This is a genomic window from Clostridium estertheticum subsp. estertheticum (assembly GCF_001877035.1).
Taxonomy (GTDB): Bacteria; Bacillota; Clostridia; order Clostridiales; family Clostridiaceae; genus Clostridium_AD; species Clostridium_AD estertheticum.
Genome location: NZ_CP015756.1, coordinates 239,954 through 260,928, shown reverse-complemented (window position 1 = coordinate 260,928; position 20,975 = coordinate 239,954). Strand labels below are relative to the sequence as shown.

Here is a 20,975-nt window from a genome sequence, read left to right as displayed (position 1 = left end):
AATTTATTTTACTTTTTTTCAAAATTTTAGGCTAGTTATACCTCTATATAGGATAACCAGCCTAATTTATATGACTTTTTATTTAGATACGGAGGTGCCTTGATAATAATGAGTTAAAATATCAACATATTTTTTCCCGTTTTTGGCCATAACCTCTGCTCCATATTGACTCATTCCAACATCATGACCATATCCACTACAATCCACTTCTACACTACTCGAATTAAATTTTATTTTAAAATTGGCTGATTTTAAACCAAGCATTGTTCTAAATTTACTTCCTTTCATGGTTATTCTTCCTACCTTAATGTTCTTAACACTTCCAGCCTGAGTTCTATCAATTATTGTTATTTGGTCTCTAATGTTAGAAGATGATACCTTAGCACTATCATAATTGTTGTTTATAATTTGACTTAACTCTTTATAATTAAAAGTTTTACTACTTTTACTATCTTTTAATTTTTCCTCACCCGGACTTGCTACACTCCTTAAATAAGGTACACTCGTACTAAATACATCCTCAGAATTTTCTGTTTCCCCACTACTTGTAGAAAAATAATATGGCTCCATAACCAAATTGTCATTATATGTTAAAACCTGAGTTGCTGTTGCTTCAACTGCATTCTTAATTTTATTCCAGTATTCCTCACCTTTAACTCTACCCCATACTTTTATACGTTCATCTTTAGTCATATAAACTTGGCAGTGAACTGTATCGCATACATTAGCTCCTTTTCCGTTTTTACATCCACCTCCGCCTAATAAAGCAACATGAGCTAAAGCATAAGTCCTAGCAGCTACTGCTTGAGCTTTTATAGCTTCTATCTCAAATTCAACAGGCACTTCTGATGCTACGACTCCAGTAACATAATCTTCTAAATTTATTTCTTTTATAGTATTTTTCTTTGTCATAAACACCCTAATTTTAGTAACCTTTGGCATTGAATCATATTTGATACCACTTTTATTATCTCCTGATTTAGCAACATTGCTTTTATTATCTCCTGATTTAATTACAGTGCTTTTATTTTTATCTTTCTGTATATTTATATATTTATTATTTCCAACTCCCACTATTAACACAGATGTAATAATTACAAACGCAACAAAAGCAATAATTAATAGAATAATGTTCTTTAATTGTATTACACTAAAACCTCTTCTCATTTTTTCCTCCCCTTCGTTATAAATAAGTTTTACTCTATACATATTAATTAAACATAAAGATTATTACTTTTTTAGGACTATTGAGCCTATGTTAAATAATAAGGGCTTGTACACTTTTAATAAATTATAAAAAAATCGGAATATATTATTATTTAATATATTCCAATTCTTTAATCTTTATGCCATATTCTTTTGTTTTTTATTGTTATTTAAAATTCATCAAAACTTATATTACTTATCATAATGCACTCTTTCTATATCTGCTCCTAATCCTCTTAATTTCTTTTCAATCGACACATACCCCCTATCAATATGATATATGTCCTTTATTGCAGTTGTGCCCTCTGCTGTAAGCCCTGCGAGTACTAGTGCTGCCCCCGCTCTTAAATCTGTAGCTGTGACCTCTGAACCTGTAAATGTATCTATACCTTCAATTACAGCACTTCTACCGTCTATTTTTATATTTGCTCCCATCCTCTTAAGCTCTACAGCGTGCATAAACCTATTTTCAAAAATGGTTTCCGTGATTATACTTGTCCCTTTTACTGTACATAATAAACTCATCATCTGTGCTTGCATATCAGTTGGGAATCCTGGATATGGCATTGTTTTTAGATCTATAGGATTTAACTTTTGCCTACCATCCACTATTACACTATTTTTATTAATTTCTATTGCCACCCCCATTTCTGTGAGTTTTGCTATTATTGGCTTTGAATGAATTTCATCAACTCCATTAATTTTAATTAAGCTTTTTGTTATTGCAGCAGTTATCATAAATGTACCTGCCTCTATCCTGTCATATATCGGCTTATGAACAACTTCTTTAAAATCTTTTACTCCTAGTATCCTTATAGTATCTGTTCCTTCTCCATCAATTTTTGCTCCCATCGCCCTTAAAAATATAGCTAAATCAACAATTTCTGGTTCCTCTGCTGCATTTCCTATTATGGTTTCACCCTGTGCAAGAGTTGCCGCCATCATTATATTTTCCGTAGCACCAACCGACGGGTAATCTAAATATATGTTGCTTCCTATTAATTTTTTTGCTTTTGCTTCCACATATCCATGGCCTACCGACACCTCTGCACCTAATGCTGATAACCCCTTTAAATGAAGATCAATTGGCCTAGTTCCAATATTACATCCACCAGGTAGAGATATCTTAAAACTTCCGAATCTTCCAAGCATTGGCCCCATTATTAGGAAAGATGCTCTCATCTTCCTTACTAATTCATCGTTAGCTCCATTAGCAAATATATTAGCAGTATTTATTTTAACTCTTTTATTAACTTTATCTATATTAATATCAGCTCTAAGAGATTTTAATACATCACAAATTACAAATACATCTTCAAGCATCGGAGTATTTTCTACAGTACAATTATTACCATTTAATATAGTTGCTGCAAGTATAGGAAGGACCGAATTTTTAGCTGCACTTACATTCACTTCACCCTCTAATCTTTTCCCACCCTTTATAATAAATTTATCCATCCATTTCCTCCATATTATTGATAATTTTTAATAAGTTGTAATTATCTCAGGTGTACCTATGATAATGTACTTTCCTGATGAATAACTACATACAGCATAATTAAAATCAATTAACTTGTTATTAATTACCTTCTCATCAAATTTTCTGGTATATGCCATAGTACTTAATCCATTATTTAAATTCACCGTCTCAATATTTTCAGTTCCACAAGATTTTAATATTTTTATTATTTTTCGATTAATAACATTAGTATTATTTTCTCCACCATTTTCACTAGTTTCTTCAACTTTTGCCTTTAAATATTGAAAATACTTAATATTTTTGCCTCTAGATCCAATGCTAGCACTAACATTATTTTTAAGAAATGCTAATCCATTTTCATTACTTACATTACTTATATTTATAGTTATAAGACTCTTATTTTTGTATTTCAGAGCCTCTACATATCCATTTGCATTCTCACTTGAAAAATCTACGTTATAGTAATCTTTATTTTCAGTTCTAGTTAATATTGTTTTTTTATTATCAAGATTTAACTTAGAAATTAAATAGTTACAAATCTCTTTCGAATCTTCTTGAGTTTCGAAACATGTCTTTAATCCATATTCTACAGTTTTACTTTTAGTTTGGATTAATATTTCATCAAACAAATTAAGATTTTCATGTGCACTAGTGAGTCTAATATTAATTTGCATAATAGCCATACTTAATACTATACATAAAAGCGTTATTCCTTTTTTTCTCATTTTAATCCCCCTACCATTTTGTTAAATTGCTGGCAACAATTAAATTCTTGACAATAATTTACCTTTTTATTCTATAACTATCAGTTTTTATTTTTTTGTCCTATTAATAAAATTATCCCCCAGCACAAGTGTGAAGAGGGCTATTTTATTTAAAATATAGGTAGGGTATATAGGATTAATCAAACTTTTTATATATCTTTTCTTTATACTACTAATATATAAAATTCCAATAAAAATGTGCTTAAAATAATTTAATACTACTCACTTAGATTATTAAATCAACTTTAGTTTATTTTTGGGCATAAAAAAATGAAGATAAATTAATATCTTCATTTTTTAGTTTCTATCCTTTTGTCTTAAGTCTCATAACTGACCTTAAAACAGCACTCTCAGCTCGTTTTAAACTGACTTCATCATCAGTATTTAGTCTTTTTTCTGCTCTTTTTTTAGCCTCGTTTGCTCTTTCAATATCTATATCTTCTGGCCATTCACAGGCGCTACATAGCATTTCTACTTCACCTTTAAGAACTCTTAAGACACCTGTTGATGTAAAAGCTTTTAACTCTTTCCCATCAACCTGTATAAATGTTGTAACTGTTGGTTTTAATTGAGATATCATAGGAACATGATTCGCAAGAATACCAAATACACCTTCATCACTTTGCGAGTTAAGACTCAGAATATCACCACTATAAAACTGCTTCTCAGGAGTAATCATAGTAAGCTTTATATGATTTTTCATAAAATAACACCGACCTTTCTATGTACATACCTTTAAAGAATAATTAATAATTTTTACTAGTTATCTTAAATAAAATAAGTAACATAATGGCTAACTGCTATATAAAAAACATTATTGATTAGCCAAAGTCTTCGCTTTCTCTACTGCTTCTTCTATAGAACCAACAAACATAAATGCAGCTTCAGGTAATTCATCATGTTTTCCTTCAAGAATTTCTTTAAAACCTCTAACAGTTTCTTTTACTGGTACAAATTTACCTTTCATTCCAGTAAATTGCTCAGCTACCGTAAATGGTTGAGATAAGAACCTTTGTACTTTTCTTGCTCTTGTTACTACTAATTTATCTTCTTCAGATAATTCATCCATACCAAGTATTGCAATAATATCTTGAAGTTCTTTATATCTTTCAAGTATATGTTTAACCTCTATTGTAACATCATAATGTTCCCTACCTACTATTCTAGGATCAAGCATTGTTGATGTCGATTCTAATGGATCTACTGCTGGATATATACCAAGTTCAACTATTCCTCTCGAGAGTACTGTAGTAGCATCAAGATGTGTAAATGTAGTTGCCGGAGCAGGATCTGTAAAATCATCTGCTGGTACATACACTGCCTGAACAGATGTAATTGAACCTTGCTTTGTAGATGTGATTCTTTCTTGTAATTGTCCCATTTCTGTAGCAAGTGTTGGCTGGTAACCAACAGCACTTGGTATTCTTCCAAGTAGTGCAGAAACCTCAGAACCAGCTTGCGTAAATCTAAAAATGTTATCTATAAACAATAGTACATCTTTACCTTGATCTCTAAAATTTTCGCACATAGTAAGACCAGTTAACGCAACTCTCATCCTAGCGCCTGGTGGTTCATTCATTTGTCCAAAAACCAAAGCAGTTTTAGAAATAACTCCTGACTCCTTCATTTCATTATAAAGATCGTTTCCTTCTCTTGTTCTCTCGCCAACACCAGTAAATACTGAAAGACCATTATGTTCTTTTGCAATATTATTCATAAGTTCTTGTATAAGAACAGTTTTACCAACTCCTGCACCACCCAAAAGGCCGATTTTTCCACCCTTTTGATATGGAGCTATAAGATCTATTACCTTAATTCCTGTTTCAAATACTTCTGGTTCAACAGATTGCTCTGCAAATGTTGGAGCTGACCTATGAATAGGCATATATTTTTCTACCTTAACTTCACCCATTTCATCCACAGGTTTTCCAAGAACATTAAATAACCTTCCAAGAACCACATCTCCAACTGGCACCATTATTGGGCGCTCTGTATCAATCGCATCTAGTCCTCTTCTTAAACCTTCTGTACCTTCCATAGCTATCGCTCTTACAATATCATCACCGATATGTTGTTCAACCTCAGCTACAATTACTCTATCTTTCATCTGAATTTCGATACTATTATAAATGTTAGGAAGACTGTCTGAGTCAAACCTTATATCTATAACCGGTCCTATTACTTGAACGACTTTGCCTATATGTCCTGCCATTAATCTCTCTCCTTTCTACTTTAGAGCCTCCGCTCCTCCGACTATTTCTGAAATTTCTTGTGTAATTGAATATTGTCTACTTCTATTATATTTTAAATTAAGTTTATCAAGTATGTCATTAGCATTTTCAGTGGCTGATCCCATAGATTCCATTCTAGATTTGTGCTCACTTGCTTTTGAATGTAACATTGAATTTAGTGTTTTACCACCTAAAAATAAGGTTGTTATTTCACCTAATGCTTTTTCATCTATTGCTTCAATATTTACATACTCTTTATTTCTATTTTCTTCATTTTCAAAATTTAGAGGAAGTAACTTTTCAATTTTAACTTCATTTTTCAGTGCTGAAATAAGTTTTTTATAAACAATATAAACCTCACCTATTTCATCATTATTATACATGTTGAAAGCATGATTAATAATAGTAGTGGCTTCTTTTTGAGTAGGAACATCCGAAATATCGACATATTCAGCCACAGTTTCAATATTGAGCTTTTTGAATATAACTCTTCCTTTATGGCCTACTATAATTATATCGTATTCTTCTTTATTGTCTTTAAGTTTACTTATCAATTCATTTACTATTGCCCAATTAAAGCCGCCACAAAGACCTGTATCCGAAGTCAAAACAACATACATTTTCTTACTACTTTTGTTCCCTTTTATATAGATACTATCCTCGTCATAATTATCTTTAACTTGTTTAATAACTTCCTCAAGCTTATCTACATAATTATTATTAGTATCTAATTTTTTCCTTATTTTTTGGTATTTAGATGTCGAAACTAATCCCATTGCTTTTGTAATTTTCGTAGTATTTGTTATAGATCTTATTCTTCGTTTAATTGCAACAAGCCCTGCACCTGCCATGTTTCACCTCTCTTTAGTCTTGACTATATATTATCAATGCCATTTAGCTCTGATAATATATAGTCAACACAAATTAATTATAGCTTAAAGGTGCTATATTAATTGATTCCTTATATTTAATTAAATTCTTATCTTTACTTATCATCAATAGCGAATATTTCTTTAAATTCATCTATAGCATCAGTAAGTTGTTGTTTTAATTTATCATCTAACACTTTGTTTGTAATTATTGTTTTACCTATTTCTCCATGATGTGTATCCATAAACTCAAAAAATTCTTTTTCAAAACGTGTTATTTGAGATACTGGAATATCTGCAAGACGGTTACCAGCCCCAGCAAAGAAAATCATAACTTGTTTTTCTACTGATACTGGTGAATATTGATCTTGCCTTAATATCTCCATTAATCTTTTACCCTTTTCCAGCCTCATTTTAGCATCATTATCAAGATCTGTTCCAAATTGAGCAAAAGAAGCAAGTTCTCTATATTGGGCAAGTTCAAGTCTTAAAGTTCCTGTAACTTGTTTCATAGCCTTAATTTGTGCATTTCCACCAACTCTTGATACAGATATTCCAGCATTAATTGCTGGTCTTTGTCCAGAATGGAACAATTCAGCTTCAAGGAATATTTGTCCATCTGTTATAGAAATAACATTAGTTGGTATATATGCTGTAACATCTCCTGCAAGAGTTTCTATTATAGGAAGTGCGGTTAATGACCCTCCACCCAATTTATCTGAAAGTTTTGCTGCTCTTTCTAGCAATCTTGAATGAATATAGAACACGTCTCCTGGATATGCTTCTCTACCTGGTGGTCTACGAAGTAATAATGACATAGCTCTATAAGCTACAGCATGTTTAGATAAATCATCATAAACTATTAATACATTCTTACCATTATGCATAAAGAATTCACCCATTGTACATCCAGCATAAGGCGCCAAATATTGAAGTGGTGATGAATGCGAAGCTGTAGCTGCTACAACTATAGTATAATCCATAGCTCCCATTTCAGATAGTGTATTAACAATATGCGCAACAGTAGATTGTTTTTGACCAATGGCAACATATATACATATAACATCTTTGCCCTTTTGATTTATAATAGTATCTGTAGTTAAAGCAGTTTTGCCTGTTTGTCTATCTCCAATTATAAGTTCTCTTTGTCCTCTTCCAATTGGCACCATAGAGTCTATTGCTTTAATTCCAGTTTGAAGCGGTTCCTTAACTGATTGTCTTGAAATAACTCCAGGTGCTATTACCTCAATTGGTCTTGTCTCTGTAGTTTTAATTGGTCCTTTACCGTCTATTGGTACACCTAATGCATCAACAACTCTTCCTATTAAAGCTTCTCCTACAGGAACTTCTACAACCTTACCAGTTCTTTTTACTATGTCGCCTTCTTTGATTCCCTCTTCTGATCCTAAAAGCACACACCCTACGTTATCTTGTTCTAAATTTAATGCCATACCAAATACGCCATTCGGGAACTCTAAAAGTTCATTTTCCATACATTCATCTAATCCATAAACCCTTGCAATTCCATCACCTATCTGAATTATTGTTCCAGAGTCGACAGTTTCAATTGTTTTTTTATAACCTTCGATTTCTTTTTTAATTATAGATGTTATTTCTTCTGGTTTTATATTCATAAACTCACCTCTTTTCCTATTTGAACATTAATTTTTTCATTTCATCTAATTTGCTTTGTATTGTCCCATCGATAACATCATCACCGATTCTTATATATACTCCACCAATAATTTTTTTATCTAATCTTTCATCAAAAATAATTTTTTTATCATACATCTTTGCTAGTTTAAGCCTGAGATTCTCCCTTTCAGTTTCTACAAGAGGAATTACTGTCTTAACTTCTGCTAATAGTGTATTGGTACGCTCTAGATGTATTTTTTCCATTTCTTTAAGGTTTACATCAAGAAACAATATTCTATCTTTTTCTATAAGTATAAGCAAAAATGATAACAATCCATCATCTATTTTACCTTTGAAAAGTTCAGTAAAAAGTTCCTTTTTTTTAGATGTACCGATTTTGGGATGTTTAATAACTTTTAGGAAATCAACATCGTTTTTAATAAGCGAAACAATTTCCCGCAAGTCATCTAAATATTCTTCTACTTTCCCTTTTCCATCGGCAACTTCATATAGTGCTAATGCGTATCTCTTATATAAGTATTCATACATTTTAGCTACCTACCTTAACAATAAAATCTTCTATTAATTTTCTATGCTCTTTTTCATCAATATGTTTTTCAAGAGCTCTTTCAGATAATATTAAAGATAAATCTATAACTTGTTTTTGAATTTCACTTGCTGCTTTTTCTTTTTCTCTTTCTATTTCGACTCTTGATCTATCCATTAGTGTAACTGACTCTTTTTTCGCATCATCAATGATTTCCTGAGAAATGTTTTGAGCTTTCACTTTATACTCCTCTACTATTTCTCTTCCTTTTGTCTTTGAATCATGTAATAATTTATCTTTTTCTATTCTTGAATTTTCTGCTTTTTGTTCATTATCTTTAGCATTTTTAATAGATGTATTTATTCCATTTTTTCTATCATCCATTATCTTATTTACTGGCTTACTAAAAAAGTGCTTTAAGACAAATAACAATACAATAAAATTTATTATAGTGAATATAATTCTATTCAAATCTATGGTTAAATTCATAATCTATTAAAGCCCCCTTTAGGCCTAATTTCAAAATTTTTCATTTTGATATGTACCATTTTACTTAAATGCTAAAATTAGTGCTATTAAGAATGCATAAATAGCTGTAGCTTCTGAGAATGCTGCACCTATTACTAATGTACTAATTATAGATCCTCTAGCTTCTGGTTGTCTTGCTACTCCCTCTACAGCTTTAGCTGCAGCATTACCTGTTCCTATTCCTCCGCCAATACATCCTATTGCTGCAAGACCTGCGCCTATTGCAGATGCTCCTGTGATTATTGTTGCTGAATCTATAGCCATAATATATTCCTCCTTAATTTTTAAAAACTAGATTTAATGCTCTGCTGTTACTTTTATGTTAATCATAGTTAACATAACGAAAATAACCATTTGAATAAGTCCATCAAACAAATCAAAATAAAAATGCAACGGTATAGGTATTAAAAATTGGGCAAATCCACTCAAACCAGCTAAGCCTTTATATGCCAGTTCTATTATTACAACTCCTGCAGTTATATTTCCAAATAATCGAAAACTTAATGATACTGGAAGCATAACTCTTTCCATTAGATTGATAGGTAATATAAACGCATATGGTTCAGCATACCCTTTAAAATAGTGCCCTATACCTATCTTCTTTATAGCAAACCATTGAACAACAAAGAATGTTATTAATGCTAATGCCAATGACACACTATAATCTGATGTTGCAGGTGTAATCCCTACCATTCCTGAGATATTTGCAATACTAAGGAAGACAACTATTGTTGCTACATAAGGTACAAACCCCATATATTCTTCTCCCATATTGTCTTTGACAAGATTGTTAATAAAGTCCATAATCATTTCTATTATATTCTGCTTCTTATCGGGGATTACTTTCAAGTTTCTTGTAAAGATTACACATAATATAGCTATTATGGCTATCATGCACCACTGAACAAATATGCTTCCTGCAATCCCAATACTGTACCCAAAGAATTTAATATGAAATAACGGCGGTATTTTATCCATTAAATCACTTCCTTTCACTATTCTTGTTGTTAATTCCGTAATACACTAAAGATATGAACTGCACACTATATCCGAAGATATATGCAATTATATTGAACATATTGTGTCTGCTAATAGCAAACCCAATAATACTCACTAATAAAACTCTTATAAAAGATCCTACTACAATCATGCCTTTACCTTTTAAATTTTTACTCTCAAGAGAATACTCTACTGTAATACCATTAACATAAAGATTCATTAGTGCTATTATTATCCCTAATAAAAAAAATAATGCATATGATTTAGCCGTAAAATAAATTATTGTAATAAAAATTAAAGAAATAAAGAAATCATATATAGCAATTTTTTTAAACATGTTCCTAAAATCACTATTCACTTTTACTTCTCCTTACTTTCTAACAGTATTGTAATTATAGTCTACTAATTTTCATAAATAAAACTCCAAATTTCTTGATATCTTATGTTTTAAAGCCAAATTAATGTTTTTTTTCATCTAAATAGCACTATTCCTCTATATAACTCCTTATTATGGTTTAATACGTCTAAATAACTAATTATAAATCTATATTATTCAATTAAACTACATTTTAATAACATTGTGAACTTTCTTAATATTCATAATATTACATTGTACATTCCGCTGTCAATGGGTTTTATTAACTTTAGTATGTATGTTTAATTTGGGTAAACATTTACAAAACGTTTATATTTTCATATATTACCAGTTAAGTATATTGTTTCTTAAAAACAATTGCAAGTTATATTTTATAAAATTTCATTTTTTTCTTTTATGCATTCTCATTTCATATTATTATCACCCGTTATATTCGTGAATATACATGTACCTAACGATATTTTTAAGTATATAGGCTCTTAGCTACCTTGTAGTTTGATAATTAATATACTCAGACCTAATATCTTTTTACTAATGATTATGAATTTTATAATCTTCACTACTGTTATTTTAGATTGCTTTATTCATTAGAATTAAAAAAAAATAAATTTAAGAATTTAATTCTTAAATTTATCGACTCAACTTTAAATTAAATGTCGTTAAATCATCTCCTACGGAGCTGAAATATTAACGACTTCAGAAGGAGATTTATACTTTCACTGAGGTTTTCTATTTATTATGGCATATAACTCCCATTTTTAGAAGTGGAAGATTTTCCTTCTGAAATGTCGTTAAAATATTTTACAAGTGCGTCCACTATCTTAATCGAAGCATTCCCATCGCCATAAGGATTAATTGATTTACTCATATTATTATACTCTTCTACATTTCTAATTAACTTATTAGCTTCGAGTACTATTTTATCTCTATCTATTCCAACTAGCCTTACTGTGCCAGCACTCAGGGCTTCTACCCTCTCCGTAACATCTCTAAGCACTAAAACTGGTTTTCCCAAATGAGGTGCTTCTTCTTGAATTCCTCCTGAATCGGTCATTACAAGATAACATTTTTTCATTAAATTATGAATTTCCCTAGTATCTATAGGTCTAAGCAGGTGTATTCTAGAAACATCCTTTAAAATACTGTAAACCACATCTTTAACTACTGGATTTGGATGAACAAGATACAATACTTCTACATCTAGATTTTCTTCAACAATTGTTTTTAAAGCTTTGCATATATTTTCAATTCCAATTCCCCAATTTTCTCTTCTATGAGCTGTAACCATTATAATTTTTTTGTTTTTAAAATCAATTAAATTTAACTCATGATTTTCAAAAACATAATTTTCTTTTATTGTATATTTCATAGCATCTATAACTGTATTTCCTGTAACAAAAATATTTTTTTCATCTATTCCCTCTCGCAATAAATTTTCTCTAGAGATAGTTGTAGGTGCAAAATGTAGCTCTGTTAAGGCACCCGTCAATTTTCTATTAATCTCTTCAGGATAAGGTGAATATTTATTATAACTTCTAAGACCTGCTTCTACATGCCCTACAGGTATCTTTCTATAAAAAGCTGCAAGTGCTGCTGCAAAAGTAGTAGTAGTATCTCCATGTACTAAAACCATATCCGGCTTTTCTTTATCAAAAATTTCCTCAAGTCCAGAAAGTACAGAACATGTTATCCCTGTTAAACTTTGTTTTGTTTTCATTATGTTTAAATCATACTCAGGTTCTATGTTAAAGATTTCAAGAACTTGGTCCAATATTTCTCTATGCTGAGCGGTAACACATACTTTACATTTTATTTGACAAAATTTTTCTAGTTCCTTAATTAGAGGTGCCATTTTTATGGCCTCAGGCCTCGTACCAAATATAACCATAATTTTAATATTTTCCACCAGATACCTCCTATATAAATTCAATTTATTATCACATATAAGCTAGTAAACTATAGAATAATATATAGCCTAATCCTTTTGATCAAATATACCATATTTCCATGCTACTAAAACAGTAACAACTCCTACCGTTGCTAATAAAAAATATGCCCTTTGTGTACTAATTTGCATAGCTATGATAGCAATTCCACCTAGAATAGCACTTATAAAATACATGATAACAACTGCTTGTTTTTGACTGAGTCCCATAGCCAATAGCCTGTGATGCAAGTGACCTTTATCTGCTTGCATCATAGGCTTTCCATGAACTTTTCGTCTTATCATAGCAAAAAGTGTGTCATAAATAGGTAATGCAAACGCCAAAATTGGTACTGCAATTACAAAAGCCGTCGCAGATTTAATAGCCCCCTCAATCGAGATAGCAGCTAAGAGAAACCCTAATAATTGAGAGCCAGTATCCCCCATAAATATAGATGCTGGATTAAAATTATATGGTAAAAAGCCTAAAATTGCGCCACTTAAGACTGCTGTTAAAAATGCAGCTTCAAGTCTTCCGCTAAGTATAGAAACTATCATTAGAGTAACACATGATATAAACGCTATGCCTGCAGCTAATCCATCTAATCCATCGATTAAGTTAAATGCATTAGTAACACCTACAATCCATATTATAGTTACTGGTATGTTAATCCATCCCATGCTTATAAAAGGGTAAACGTCCCTAAAAGGATTGGTTATCATTGATATTTTCACACCTGACATCAATAAACATATAGCTGCTATAATTTGTATAAGGAGTTTATATCTAGGTCTTAAATCTTTAATATCATCAATAATTCCACCAATAACAATTACAGTCGCGCCAATAATTATCCCTGTTTGAGAGGGTGTTAAAATTCCATTGTATAAAATCACTCCTAAAACAAAGGCTATATATATGGCAAGTCCTCCCATAACCGGAACAGGTTTTGTATGAACCCTTCTTGTATCTTTAGGGATATCAATGGCATTAACTCTTATTGCTAATTTCTTAACTAAAGGTGTACATATAGCAGATATTAAAGCTGTAATAATTGCTAAAATATATTTATCACTCATAAAAGGACCTTTCTTTCACAAAAACGGTGTTTTTATTTGATAAATATGGACTAAAATCTATGAAATTAATAGTTAACTTTACTTTACAAGATTTCATAATTAATATCCACCATCACCTTGAATTGAGTCATCGTTTTCTATCCATTCCTGTACAAATACTATCTTATATTGTATTTTATCGTCTCTAATTATTATTTTCTCTATACCTGCATTAATTATAAATCTTTTGCATAAAGAACATGGAGATGCATTTTCAACCAATTCACCGCTACTTACCTCTTTACCTACCAAATAAAGCGTTGCTCCTAACATATCGCTTCGTCTTGATGATATAATTGCATTCTGCTCTGCATGTACTGATCTGCAAAGCTCATATCTTGTCCCTCTTGGAACTTTAAGTTCTTCTCTTCTACATACGCCTAAATCACAACAATTTTTTCTTCCTCTAGGTGCTCCCGAATATCCGGTAGACATAATTTCATCATTTTTTACTATAATAGCTGCAAAATTCCTACGTAAACAAGTTCCTCGCTCAGATATTGTTTCGCATATATCCAAATAATAATTATGCTTGTCGATTCTTTCCATAATTATACCTCATATAATATATTTTAATTATTTAGATAAAAATCAAATATAAAATTTATAATCTAATAATCAATCACTATTATTTTACACTAAAACAATAAAAATTTAAAGTGTTTGATAAACTATATATGTTAATTTACTATATTATTACTCCATTTATACCAATAGTTATCTCTTTATATGGAACTATTACTCTAGATTTAAGCATAGCTTCCTTTACAGAAAAAACAATACCAGCACAACAGGGTACTTCCATCCTAACAACCGTAATACTCTTAATTTCATTATTTTCTAATATTTCAGCAATTTTATCTCTATAATAGTCATTATCATCAAGCTTCGGGCAACCTATTAAAGTTATTCTCCCTTCAATAAACTCCTTATGGAAATTTCCATAAGCATATGCAGTACAATCTGCAGCAATTAATATATCTGCTCCTTTTAGAAATCCCGCCTTTGAGCTAACCAACTTTAGCTGAACTGGCCATTGATTTAACATTGAAGCTACTGATTCTTCTACATTCGCGTTTACTCTAACTTTTGATTGTACTAAATTAGAACTTATATTTCTTTTTATAGACTTTTCCATTGTACCAGGACATCCACAAGGTAGATCATTCTTCTTACCTTCTTTGTTATCAATTTGCTCCTTTTTAATTAAAACAGCCTCAATATCATAATTCATAGCGTCTCTGTGAATTATTTTAATAGCATCAACTGGGCATTCCGGCAGACAATCACCTAATCCATCACAATACTCATCACTTATTAATTTAGCCTTACCATCCACGAGTTCTATAGCTCCTTCATGACATGCATTTATACATAATCCACAACCATTACATTTACTTTCATCTATATTAATGATATCTCTTTTCATTTTAAAACCTCCCAAATTTTTAAATATATATTTGCTTACTAATTAACTTTTCGATTGACTGTATAGGCTAATTATATTAAAATTACTTATAATAATATGTAACTCATGTTACCAAAATAAAATTTAAGGGTGATTCAATGGATAATTTAGTAAACAATTTAAAACACTGTATTTTATTTAAAGGTTTAACTTCTCTAGAGCTTCAAAATTTAATTATAAGTATAAACTATTCAATTTCCGATAACTCTAAAAATAGTGATGATTATCACACATCTATAGTAGCCCTGGAGGGAGATATCTGTGACTCACTAGGAATTGTGATCGAAGGTGAACTAGAGGTTCAAAAACATTACGCTAGTGGAAAGATTGTTACCCTAGCAAAATTAAATAAAGGAAAAATTTTTGGTGAAGCAATAGCTTTCTCAGAGACAAATATATATCCCGCTACTATAATCTCATCTATTTGTTCAACAATACTCTATATTTCAAAAAAAGATGTTATATCTATGTGTAGTTCCTACCCTATAGTATTGAATAATTTCATGCAATTATTATCTAGCAAAATTCTTCTATTAAATCGAAAAATCAAGGAACTATCGTTTGAAACTTTAAGACAAAAAATATCTAACTATTTATTATCTCAATATGAAGTTCAAAAAAATTTAGATTTAGTACTTCCAATATCAAGGAAAAATCTTGCTGAGCATCTTGGTGTACAACGACCATCTCTCTCAAGAGAACTTGTTAATATGAAAAATGATGGGTTAATAGATTTTAATAAAAATCTATTTCAAATAAAAGATTTAAGTGGAATTGAAGATATTCTAATTTGATCCAATTGTCGAATATTCCCGAACTGTTTCTTAAAAGATATTAAATTTTACTTGATAATTGTTATCCATTGATGTATAGTTGTAATTGTAGCAAATATAAACACTAATTTTGATTCTACTTATTAAATAATATAACTAATATATGAGAGGATACAATTTATAATTGTAATCTTACTCAAAAAAAATACGAGGAGGAATTATATATGAAGAAATTTGTTTGTACAGTATGTGGATATATCTATGAAGGGGAATCTGCACCTGATGTCTGTCCTGTTTGTGGAGCTAAAAGTGATAAATTTATAGAGAAAACTGAAGGTGACATGGAATGGGCAGATGAGCATAAAGTTGGAGTTGCCAAAGGAGTAGACGCTGAAGTTGTTGAAGGATTAAGAGCTAACTTTGTTGGAGAATGTACTGAAGTTGGTATGTACTTAGCAATGAGTCGTCAAGCTGATAGAGAAGGTTTCCCAGAAGTCGCAGAAGCTTATAAAAGAATTGCCTTTGAGGAAGCTGATCATGCTTCAAAATTCGCAGAAATGCTTGGAGAAGTAGTAACAGCTGATACTAAGAAAAATCTTGAAATGAGAGTTGATGCAGAACATGGCGCTTGTCAAGGTAAAAAAGATTTAGCTACTTTAGCTAAAAAACTTAACTATGACGCTATACATGATACAGTACATGAAATGTGTAAAGATGAAGCTCGTCATGGTCGTGCATTCCAAGGATTACTTACTAGATATTTCAAATAAGATTATATAAATTAAAAAAGCAACTTACAGGAATTTTCCTGTAAGTTGCTTTTTATTGTTACCCTTTATTTAGTTCCGAATAATCTGTCTCCTGCATCTCCAAGACCTGGTACAATATATCCTTGTTCATTTAATTTTTCATCAATTGAAGCTGCATATATATCTACATCTGGATGTGCGTCACTAATAGCTTTAATTCCTTCAGGTGCTGCTATAAGACACATAAGTCTTATGTTCTTTGCTCCTCTTTTCTTAAGAGCTGAAATTGCATCCATTGCAGATCCGCCTGTAGCAATCATAGGATCCGTAATAATTACATCTCTTTCACTAATGTCTTGAGGCAATTTACAGAAATATTCAACTGGTTGAAGCGTTTCCTCATTTCTATACATTCCTATATGTCCAACCTTAGCTGCTGGTATAAGTTTAAGAACACCATCAACCATTCCAAGACCTGCTCTAAGTATAGGCACTATAGCCATTTTCTTTCCAGATAGAACTTTACATTTAGTAGTGCAAATAGGAGTTTCGATTTCTACTTCTTCTAATTGTATATCACGTGTAACTTCATAAGCCATAAGCATAGCAACCTCTTCAACTAGCTCTCTAAAATACTTTGAACCTGTGTTTTTGTCCCTTATATATGCCAATTTATGTTGTATAAGTGGGTGTGTAATTTGTGTTACTTTACTCATATGTGTTTCCTCCTAATATTTTATTTACAGTATTTTTTTTCAATTTCAGTAATTTTATCAATTCTTCTTTGATGCCTTTCGCCTAAGAATTTAGCATTAATAAAAGTATCTACTATATCTAAAGCTAATCCTATCCCAGTAGTTCGTTCTCCAAGTGTAAGTATGTTAGCATTATTATGCTCCCGTGTTGCATGGGCACTAAAAGTATCAGCGCACAGTGCAGCACGTATTCCAGGTACTTTATTAGCACAAATGCTTACTCCAATCCCTGTACCACATACGAGTATTCCTAATTCAAAGTTTCCTTCTACTACTTCTCGTGCAACCTTTAGTGCATAATCTGGGTAATCACAGGAATCTTCAGTATGAGTACCAAAGTCTGTTACCTCAATATTTTTACTCTTCAAATGTTTAATTATTTCTTTTTTTAAGCTTAAACCACCATGATCACTACCCAATGCTATCCTCATTGTAAAGCACCTCCAAAATATTTTGCTATAATATATAATATTACAAAAAAAGAAGATATCATCATTTAAATAAATTATTCAAATGCTACTATCTTCCATATCTTATCAAATAATAAATACACATTATTTTTTGAACTACTAATTTGTTTTAAAGAAAATAAAATATTCCTAACCTGGGGGACTATTTTGTTTATACTACATATTTTATTGAAAACAGCTTCCAAAATATAGCTTTTTTTCATTCTTTCATTACAAACATATAATATATCCATAGTCATCCTCCTTATATTTTCCTAAAATATATACAAATTAAAGTTTTATCTACCTATACGTAAGTTATATCAAAACCTGCGGATTTCTTAAGCCTATTCATTATAGCATATCCGAGGCCCTTTTCCTCAAAGGCTTCTGATAATATTAAATCTACATCTATAGCATCAAAACTTCTTAAAACTTCAAATAGGTTTCTTCCAACAGTCTCTAACTGTTTTCTATTTCCTAAAGAAACAACAGTGCCAAAAGGATATTTATCTTTAGTTTCGTCAGTTGCAATAATCCCTATTTTTTTATTACCCATATTAGTTTGCACTATTTCATTGATTTTTGCAATAGTTTTTTCTATGTCTCCACATATAATTTTTACTGGGGATTTTGGTGCATAATGCCTATACTTCATACCAGGTGCCTTAGGCTTAAAATCTTTTTTTGGTTTAGACATTACATTTTTATCAATATATATGTTATCATCTATCTCTCTTAGCATTTCAATAGTTATAGCTCCTGGTCTAAGTATGCAAAGTGGAGTACATGTGCAATCAACTATTGTTGACTCAATGCCTATTTGGCTTTTCTCTCCGCCTAAAATATATTCTATCTTTCCACTTAAATCTTCAATACAACTTTCCACCTCTGTAGGGCTAGGTCTGCCAGATATATTAGCCGATGGAGCCGCAATAGGCGTCCCAGCTGCTTCAATAAGTCTTCTTGCAATAACACTTGACGGCATACGTATTCCTACAGTATCAAGGCCCGCACTCGTAGTACTTGGAATCAAATCAGACTTATTGAAAATTAATGTTATTGGCCCTGGCCAGTATTTACTCATTATTTCCCTAGCTATATCTGGCACTTCCTTAACTAGGGTCTCTATATTACGATTAGCTACATGCACAATAAGTGGATTATCCTGAGGTCTACCTTTCGCCTTAAAAATCTTTTCTACAGCAGTCTTATCTAAGGCATTTGCTCCAAGGCCATAAACCGTTTCTGTGGGAAAAGCAACTAATCCGCCTTCTTTTATAACTATGCCCGCTTCATTAATTGTATCTTGTGCTATATTATTTACATCTAAAATCACAATCTTTGTATCCATCATTACACCTCTTAATTTTCTAAACACCTATTCTCTATATTCTTTTATATTTTCTATAGCATCATCTGAAAACACTGCTTGGTTACAAGTTTTATATAAATCATTTAATAAACTATATTTCCTAAATCCACCATTATTAATTACTAAATAGTAATATGTTTTTTCTAAATTTTGAGTCTTAATTTCAATATACATTTTAGCTACATAAGGGTATTTCATAAAAAAATTTATATCCACAGGACGAATTCTTTTGTTTCTAAACCCTGATTTTGTTATTATAATAATTTTCAAATTCCTACCATGACCCTCTGTATGCACTAAATCAACTTTTTTACATATAATTATAAATTTAACTCTTGTTATTCCACACCATATACTGATTTTATAACCATTCTGTTTGAAATCAATATATTCTTCATTAATTCTAAGAAGTAACACAAAAGTAATCATTACCTCTATGCAAATCAAATAAATTATAAAAAACATACTCATAATATTTGATATCATTAGTGCAATTGGTAATAAAACAAAAATAAAGCACATTGATAGCATAAACCTTTTATAAGTTTTTTTTTGCTTTCTAATGGCTTTATTTATATTCATAATTTCACCTTTCACTCATAATAATACTTTAGTTATTATTTCCCATAGCTTTCATCTTCTCTGCTTGGTCAGCAGTTATTAAACTATTCAGCATTTCATCTATGTCTCCATCAAGAAAAGCATCTAATTTATACAAAGTTAACCCGATTCTATGATCTGTTATCCTGCCTTGAGGATAATTATATGTTCTTATCCTCTCACTTCTATCTCCAGTCCCTACTTGACTCTTTCTCTCTTCAGCTATTCCTGCCGATCTCTCAGCTTCAGCTCTGTCAAATAATCTAGATTTTAGTATCTTTAGAGCTTTTTCTTTGTTCTTTAACTGGGATTTCTCATCCTGGCAAGAAACTACAAGTCCTGTTGGAATATGCGTCATTCTTACTGCTGAATCCGTTGTATTAACGCATTGTCCTCCATTACCAGATGCTCTAAACACATCTATTCTTAAATCATTAGCACTAACTTCAATATCTACATCATCAACTTCAGGTAAAACTGCTACAGTTGCTGTAGACGTATGAATTCTTCCACTTGACTCTGTGTCTGGTACTCTTTGAACCCTATGCACTCCGCTTTCGTATTTAAATTTACTGTATGTAGATTCACCTTTTATCATAAATACTATTTCTTTGAATCCGCCGATATCAGTTTCATTAGCACTCATAACTTCAACTTTCCATCTATTACGTTCTGCATATCTTGTATACATTCTAAATAGATTTGCTGCAAACAGTGCAGCTTCATCTCCACCAGCCCCTGCTCTAATTTCCACAAATACGTTTCTCTCATCATTTGGATCCTTAGGCAAAAGTAAAATTCTTAATTCTTCCTGCGTTGTTTCCTTAATTTCGTTTAATTCTTTAATTTCCTCTTGAATCATATCTTTCATTTCTTTATCAGATTCTTCTTTAAGCATTTCTTTATTTGTTTCCAAATCTTGTTTTGCTTCTTTATATATTCTATATTTCGTAACAATTATTTCAAGTCCAGCATGTTCTTTGCATAATTTTTGCCATTCTTTTTGATTAGCAATAACTAATGGATCGCTAATTTTTATTGAAAGTTCCTCATATTTATTTTCCGTAAAATCAAGTCTATCTAACATTTTTTTATCACTCCGTATATATATTTTCACATTAGTTAAGT

General features: G+C 31.0%; 24 protein-coding genes. 2 read left to right on the top strand and 22 right to left on the bottom strand.

The genetic code is table 11. The features are described 5' to 3' along the window. Nucleotides 1-78: 78 nt before the first annotated feature. The 16 genes from spoIID to A7L45_RS01160 all read right to left on the bottom strand — a co-directional run bounded on the left by spoIID (nucleotide 79) and on the right by A7L45_RS01160 (nucleotide 15,107). Nucleotides 79-1,167, bottom strand: a complete 1,089-nt coding sequence (gene spoIID / locus A7L45_RS01235; RefSeq protein WP_071611088.1) for a stage II sporulation protein D — start codon at nucleotides 1,165-1,167, stop codon at nucleotides 79-81. Between the two features lie 231 nt (nucleotides 1,168-1,398). Continuing rightward, on the bottom strand, nucleotides 1,399-2,664 hold the full coding sequence (gene murA, locus A7L45_RS01230; protein WP_071611087.1) for a UDP-N-acetylglucosamine 1-carboxyvinyltransferase: 1,266 nt from the start codon (nucleotides 2,662-2,664) through the stop codon (nucleotides 1,399-1,401). 27 nt (nucleotides 2,665-2,691) lie between these two features. Next, the gene (locus A7L45_RS01225) at nucleotides 2,692-3,411 is read right to left on the bottom strand and encodes a YwmB family TATA-box binding protein (RefSeq protein WP_071611086.1); all 720 of its coding nucleotides are present in this window, start codon (nucleotides 3,409-3,411) and stop codon (nucleotides 2,692-2,694) included. A gap of 343 nt (nucleotides 3,412-3,754) precedes the next feature. Next, the gene (locus A7L45_RS01220; RefSeq protein ID WP_071611085.1) at nucleotides 3,755-4,153 is read right to left on the bottom strand and encodes a F0F1 ATP synthase subunit epsilon; all 399 of its coding nucleotides are present in this window, start codon (nucleotides 4,151-4,153) and stop codon (nucleotides 3,755-3,757) included. Nucleotides 4,154-4,264: 111 nt separating this feature from the next. Next, complete coding sequence (atpD, locus tag A7L45_RS01215; RefSeq protein WP_071611084.1) at nucleotides 4,265-5,662, bottom strand: F0F1 ATP synthase subunit beta; 1,398 nt, start codon at nucleotides 5,660-5,662, stop codon at nucleotides 4,265-4,267. Nucleotides 5,663-5,677: 15 nt separating this feature from the next. Continuing rightward, complete coding sequence (atpG, locus tag A7L45_RS01210) at nucleotides 5,678-6,532, bottom strand: ATP synthase F1 subunit gamma (RefSeq protein WP_071611083.1); 855 nt, start codon at nucleotides 6,530-6,532, stop codon at nucleotides 5,678-5,680. Between the two features lie 134 nt (nucleotides 6,533-6,666). Then, nucleotides 6,667-8,184: a F0F1 ATP synthase subunit alpha gene (gene atpA, locus A7L45_RS01205; protein WP_071611082.1), complete on the bottom strand. Its 1,518-nt coding sequence runs from the start codon at nucleotides 8,182-8,184 to the stop codon at nucleotides 6,667-6,669. A gap of 16 nt (nucleotides 8,185-8,200) precedes the next feature. Then, a complete protein-coding gene (locus A7L45_RS01200; RefSeq protein WP_071611081.1) occupies nucleotides 8,201-8,734 on the bottom strand; it encodes a F0F1 ATP synthase subunit delta in 534 nt (177 codons plus the stop codon). 1 nt (nucleotide 8,735) lies between these two features. After that, on the bottom strand, nucleotides 8,736-9,221 hold the full coding sequence (locus A7L45_RS01195) for a F0F1 ATP synthase subunit B (RefSeq protein ID WP_071611080.1): 486 nt from the start codon (nucleotides 9,219-9,221) through the stop codon (nucleotides 8,736-8,738). Between the two features lie 60 nt (nucleotides 9,222-9,281). After that, entirely contained in the window at nucleotides 9,282-9,524 is a 243-nt protein-coding gene (gene atpE, locus A7L45_RS01190; RefSeq protein ID WP_071611079.1) for an ATP synthase F0 subunit C, read from the bottom strand. 33 nt (nucleotides 9,525-9,557) lie between these two features. Further along, complete coding sequence (locus A7L45_RS01185) at nucleotides 9,558-10,238, bottom strand: F0F1 ATP synthase subunit A (RefSeq protein ID WP_071611078.1); 681 nt, start codon at nucleotides 10,236-10,238, stop codon at nucleotides 9,558-9,560. A 4-nt stretch (nucleotides 10,239-10,242) separates the two neighbouring features. Next, nucleotides 10,243-10,617, bottom strand: a complete 375-nt coding sequence (locus A7L45_RS01180; RefSeq protein WP_071611077.1) for an ATP synthase subunit I — start codon at nucleotides 10,615-10,617, stop codon at nucleotides 10,243-10,245. A 754-nt stretch (nucleotides 10,618-11,371) separates the two neighbouring features. Continuing rightward, nucleotides 11,372-12,541: a non-hydrolyzing UDP-N-acetylglucosamine 2-epimerase gene (wecB, locus tag A7L45_RS01175; protein ID WP_151553950.1), complete on the bottom strand. Its 1,170-nt coding sequence runs from the start codon at nucleotides 12,539-12,541 to the stop codon at nucleotides 11,372-11,374. A 69-nt stretch (nucleotides 12,542-12,610) separates the two neighbouring features. Continuing rightward, nucleotides 12,611-13,639: an MraY family glycosyltransferase gene (locus A7L45_RS01170; protein WP_071611076.1), complete on the bottom strand. Its 1,029-nt coding sequence runs from the start codon at nucleotides 13,637-13,639 to the stop codon at nucleotides 12,611-12,613. Nucleotides 13,640-13,738: 99 nt separating this feature from the next. Next, nucleotides 13,739-14,227 carry a deoxycytidylate deaminase gene (locus A7L45_RS01165; RefSeq protein WP_071611075.1) on the bottom strand — a complete coding sequence of 163 codons (489 nt, stop codon included), beginning with the start codon at nucleotides 14,225-14,227 and terminating at the stop codon, nucleotides 13,739-13,741. A gap of 139 nt (nucleotides 14,228-14,366) precedes the next feature. Beyond that, a complete protein-coding gene (locus tag A7L45_RS01160; RefSeq protein WP_071611074.1) occupies nucleotides 14,367-15,107 on the bottom strand; it encodes an ATP-binding protein in 741 nt (246 codons plus the stop codon). A gap of 137 nt (nucleotides 15,108-15,244) precedes the next feature. Here A7L45_RS01160 and A7L45_RS01155 point away from each other — a divergent pair, with 137 nt between their 5' ends. Together A7L45_RS01155 and A7L45_RS01150 are read left to right on the top strand one after the other, a co-directional pair. Beyond that, the gene (locus A7L45_RS01155) at nucleotides 15,245-15,940 is read left to right on the top strand and encodes a Crp/Fnr family transcriptional regulator (RefSeq protein ID WP_071611073.1); all 696 of its coding nucleotides are present in this window, start codon (nucleotides 15,245-15,247) and stop codon (nucleotides 15,938-15,940) included. A gap of 203 nt (nucleotides 15,941-16,143) precedes the next feature. After that, the gene (locus A7L45_RS01150; protein WP_071611072.1) at nucleotides 16,144-16,689 is read left to right on the top strand and encodes an NADH peroxidase; all 546 of its coding nucleotides are present in this window, start codon (nucleotides 16,144-16,146) and stop codon (nucleotides 16,687-16,689) included. A gap of 65 nt (nucleotides 16,690-16,754) precedes the next feature. Here the strand turns inward: A7L45_RS01150 and upp are convergent, their stop codons facing one another. From upp to prfA, 6 genes are all read right to left on the bottom strand, one after another. Then, nucleotides 16,755-17,384, bottom strand: a complete 630-nt coding sequence (upp, locus tag A7L45_RS01145) for a uracil phosphoribosyltransferase (protein ID WP_071611071.1) — start codon at nucleotides 17,382-17,384, stop codon at nucleotides 16,755-16,757. A 20-nt stretch (nucleotides 17,385-17,404) separates the two neighbouring features. Next, a complete protein-coding gene (rpiB, locus tag A7L45_RS01140; RefSeq protein ID WP_071611070.1) occupies nucleotides 17,405-17,854 on the bottom strand; it encodes a ribose 5-phosphate isomerase B in 450 nt (149 codons plus the stop codon). A 74-nt stretch (nucleotides 17,855-17,928) separates the two neighbouring features. Beyond that, nucleotides 17,929-18,126 (bottom strand): hypothetical protein, encoded by a 198-nt coding sequence (locus tag A7L45_RS01135; protein ID WP_071611069.1) that lies wholly within the window; start codon nucleotides 18,124-18,126, stop codon nucleotides 17,929-17,931. 53 nt (nucleotides 18,127-18,179) lie between these two features. Then, complete coding sequence (locus tag A7L45_RS01130; protein WP_071611068.1) at nucleotides 18,180-19,226, bottom strand: L-threonylcarbamoyladenylate synthase; 1,047 nt, start codon at nucleotides 19,224-19,226, stop codon at nucleotides 18,180-18,182. A gap of 27 nt (nucleotides 19,227-19,253) precedes the next feature. Further along, nucleotides 19,254-19,829 (bottom strand): hypothetical protein, encoded by a 576-nt coding sequence (locus A7L45_RS01125; RefSeq protein WP_071611067.1) that lies wholly within the window; start codon nucleotides 19,827-19,829, stop codon nucleotides 19,254-19,256. A 28-nt stretch (nucleotides 19,830-19,857) separates the two neighbouring features. Continuing rightward, entirely contained in the window at nucleotides 19,858-20,934 is a 1,077-nt protein-coding gene (prfA, locus tag A7L45_RS01120; RefSeq protein WP_071611066.1) for a peptide chain release factor 1, read from the bottom strand. Between the last annotated feature and the right edge of the window lie 41 nt (nucleotides 20,935-20,975).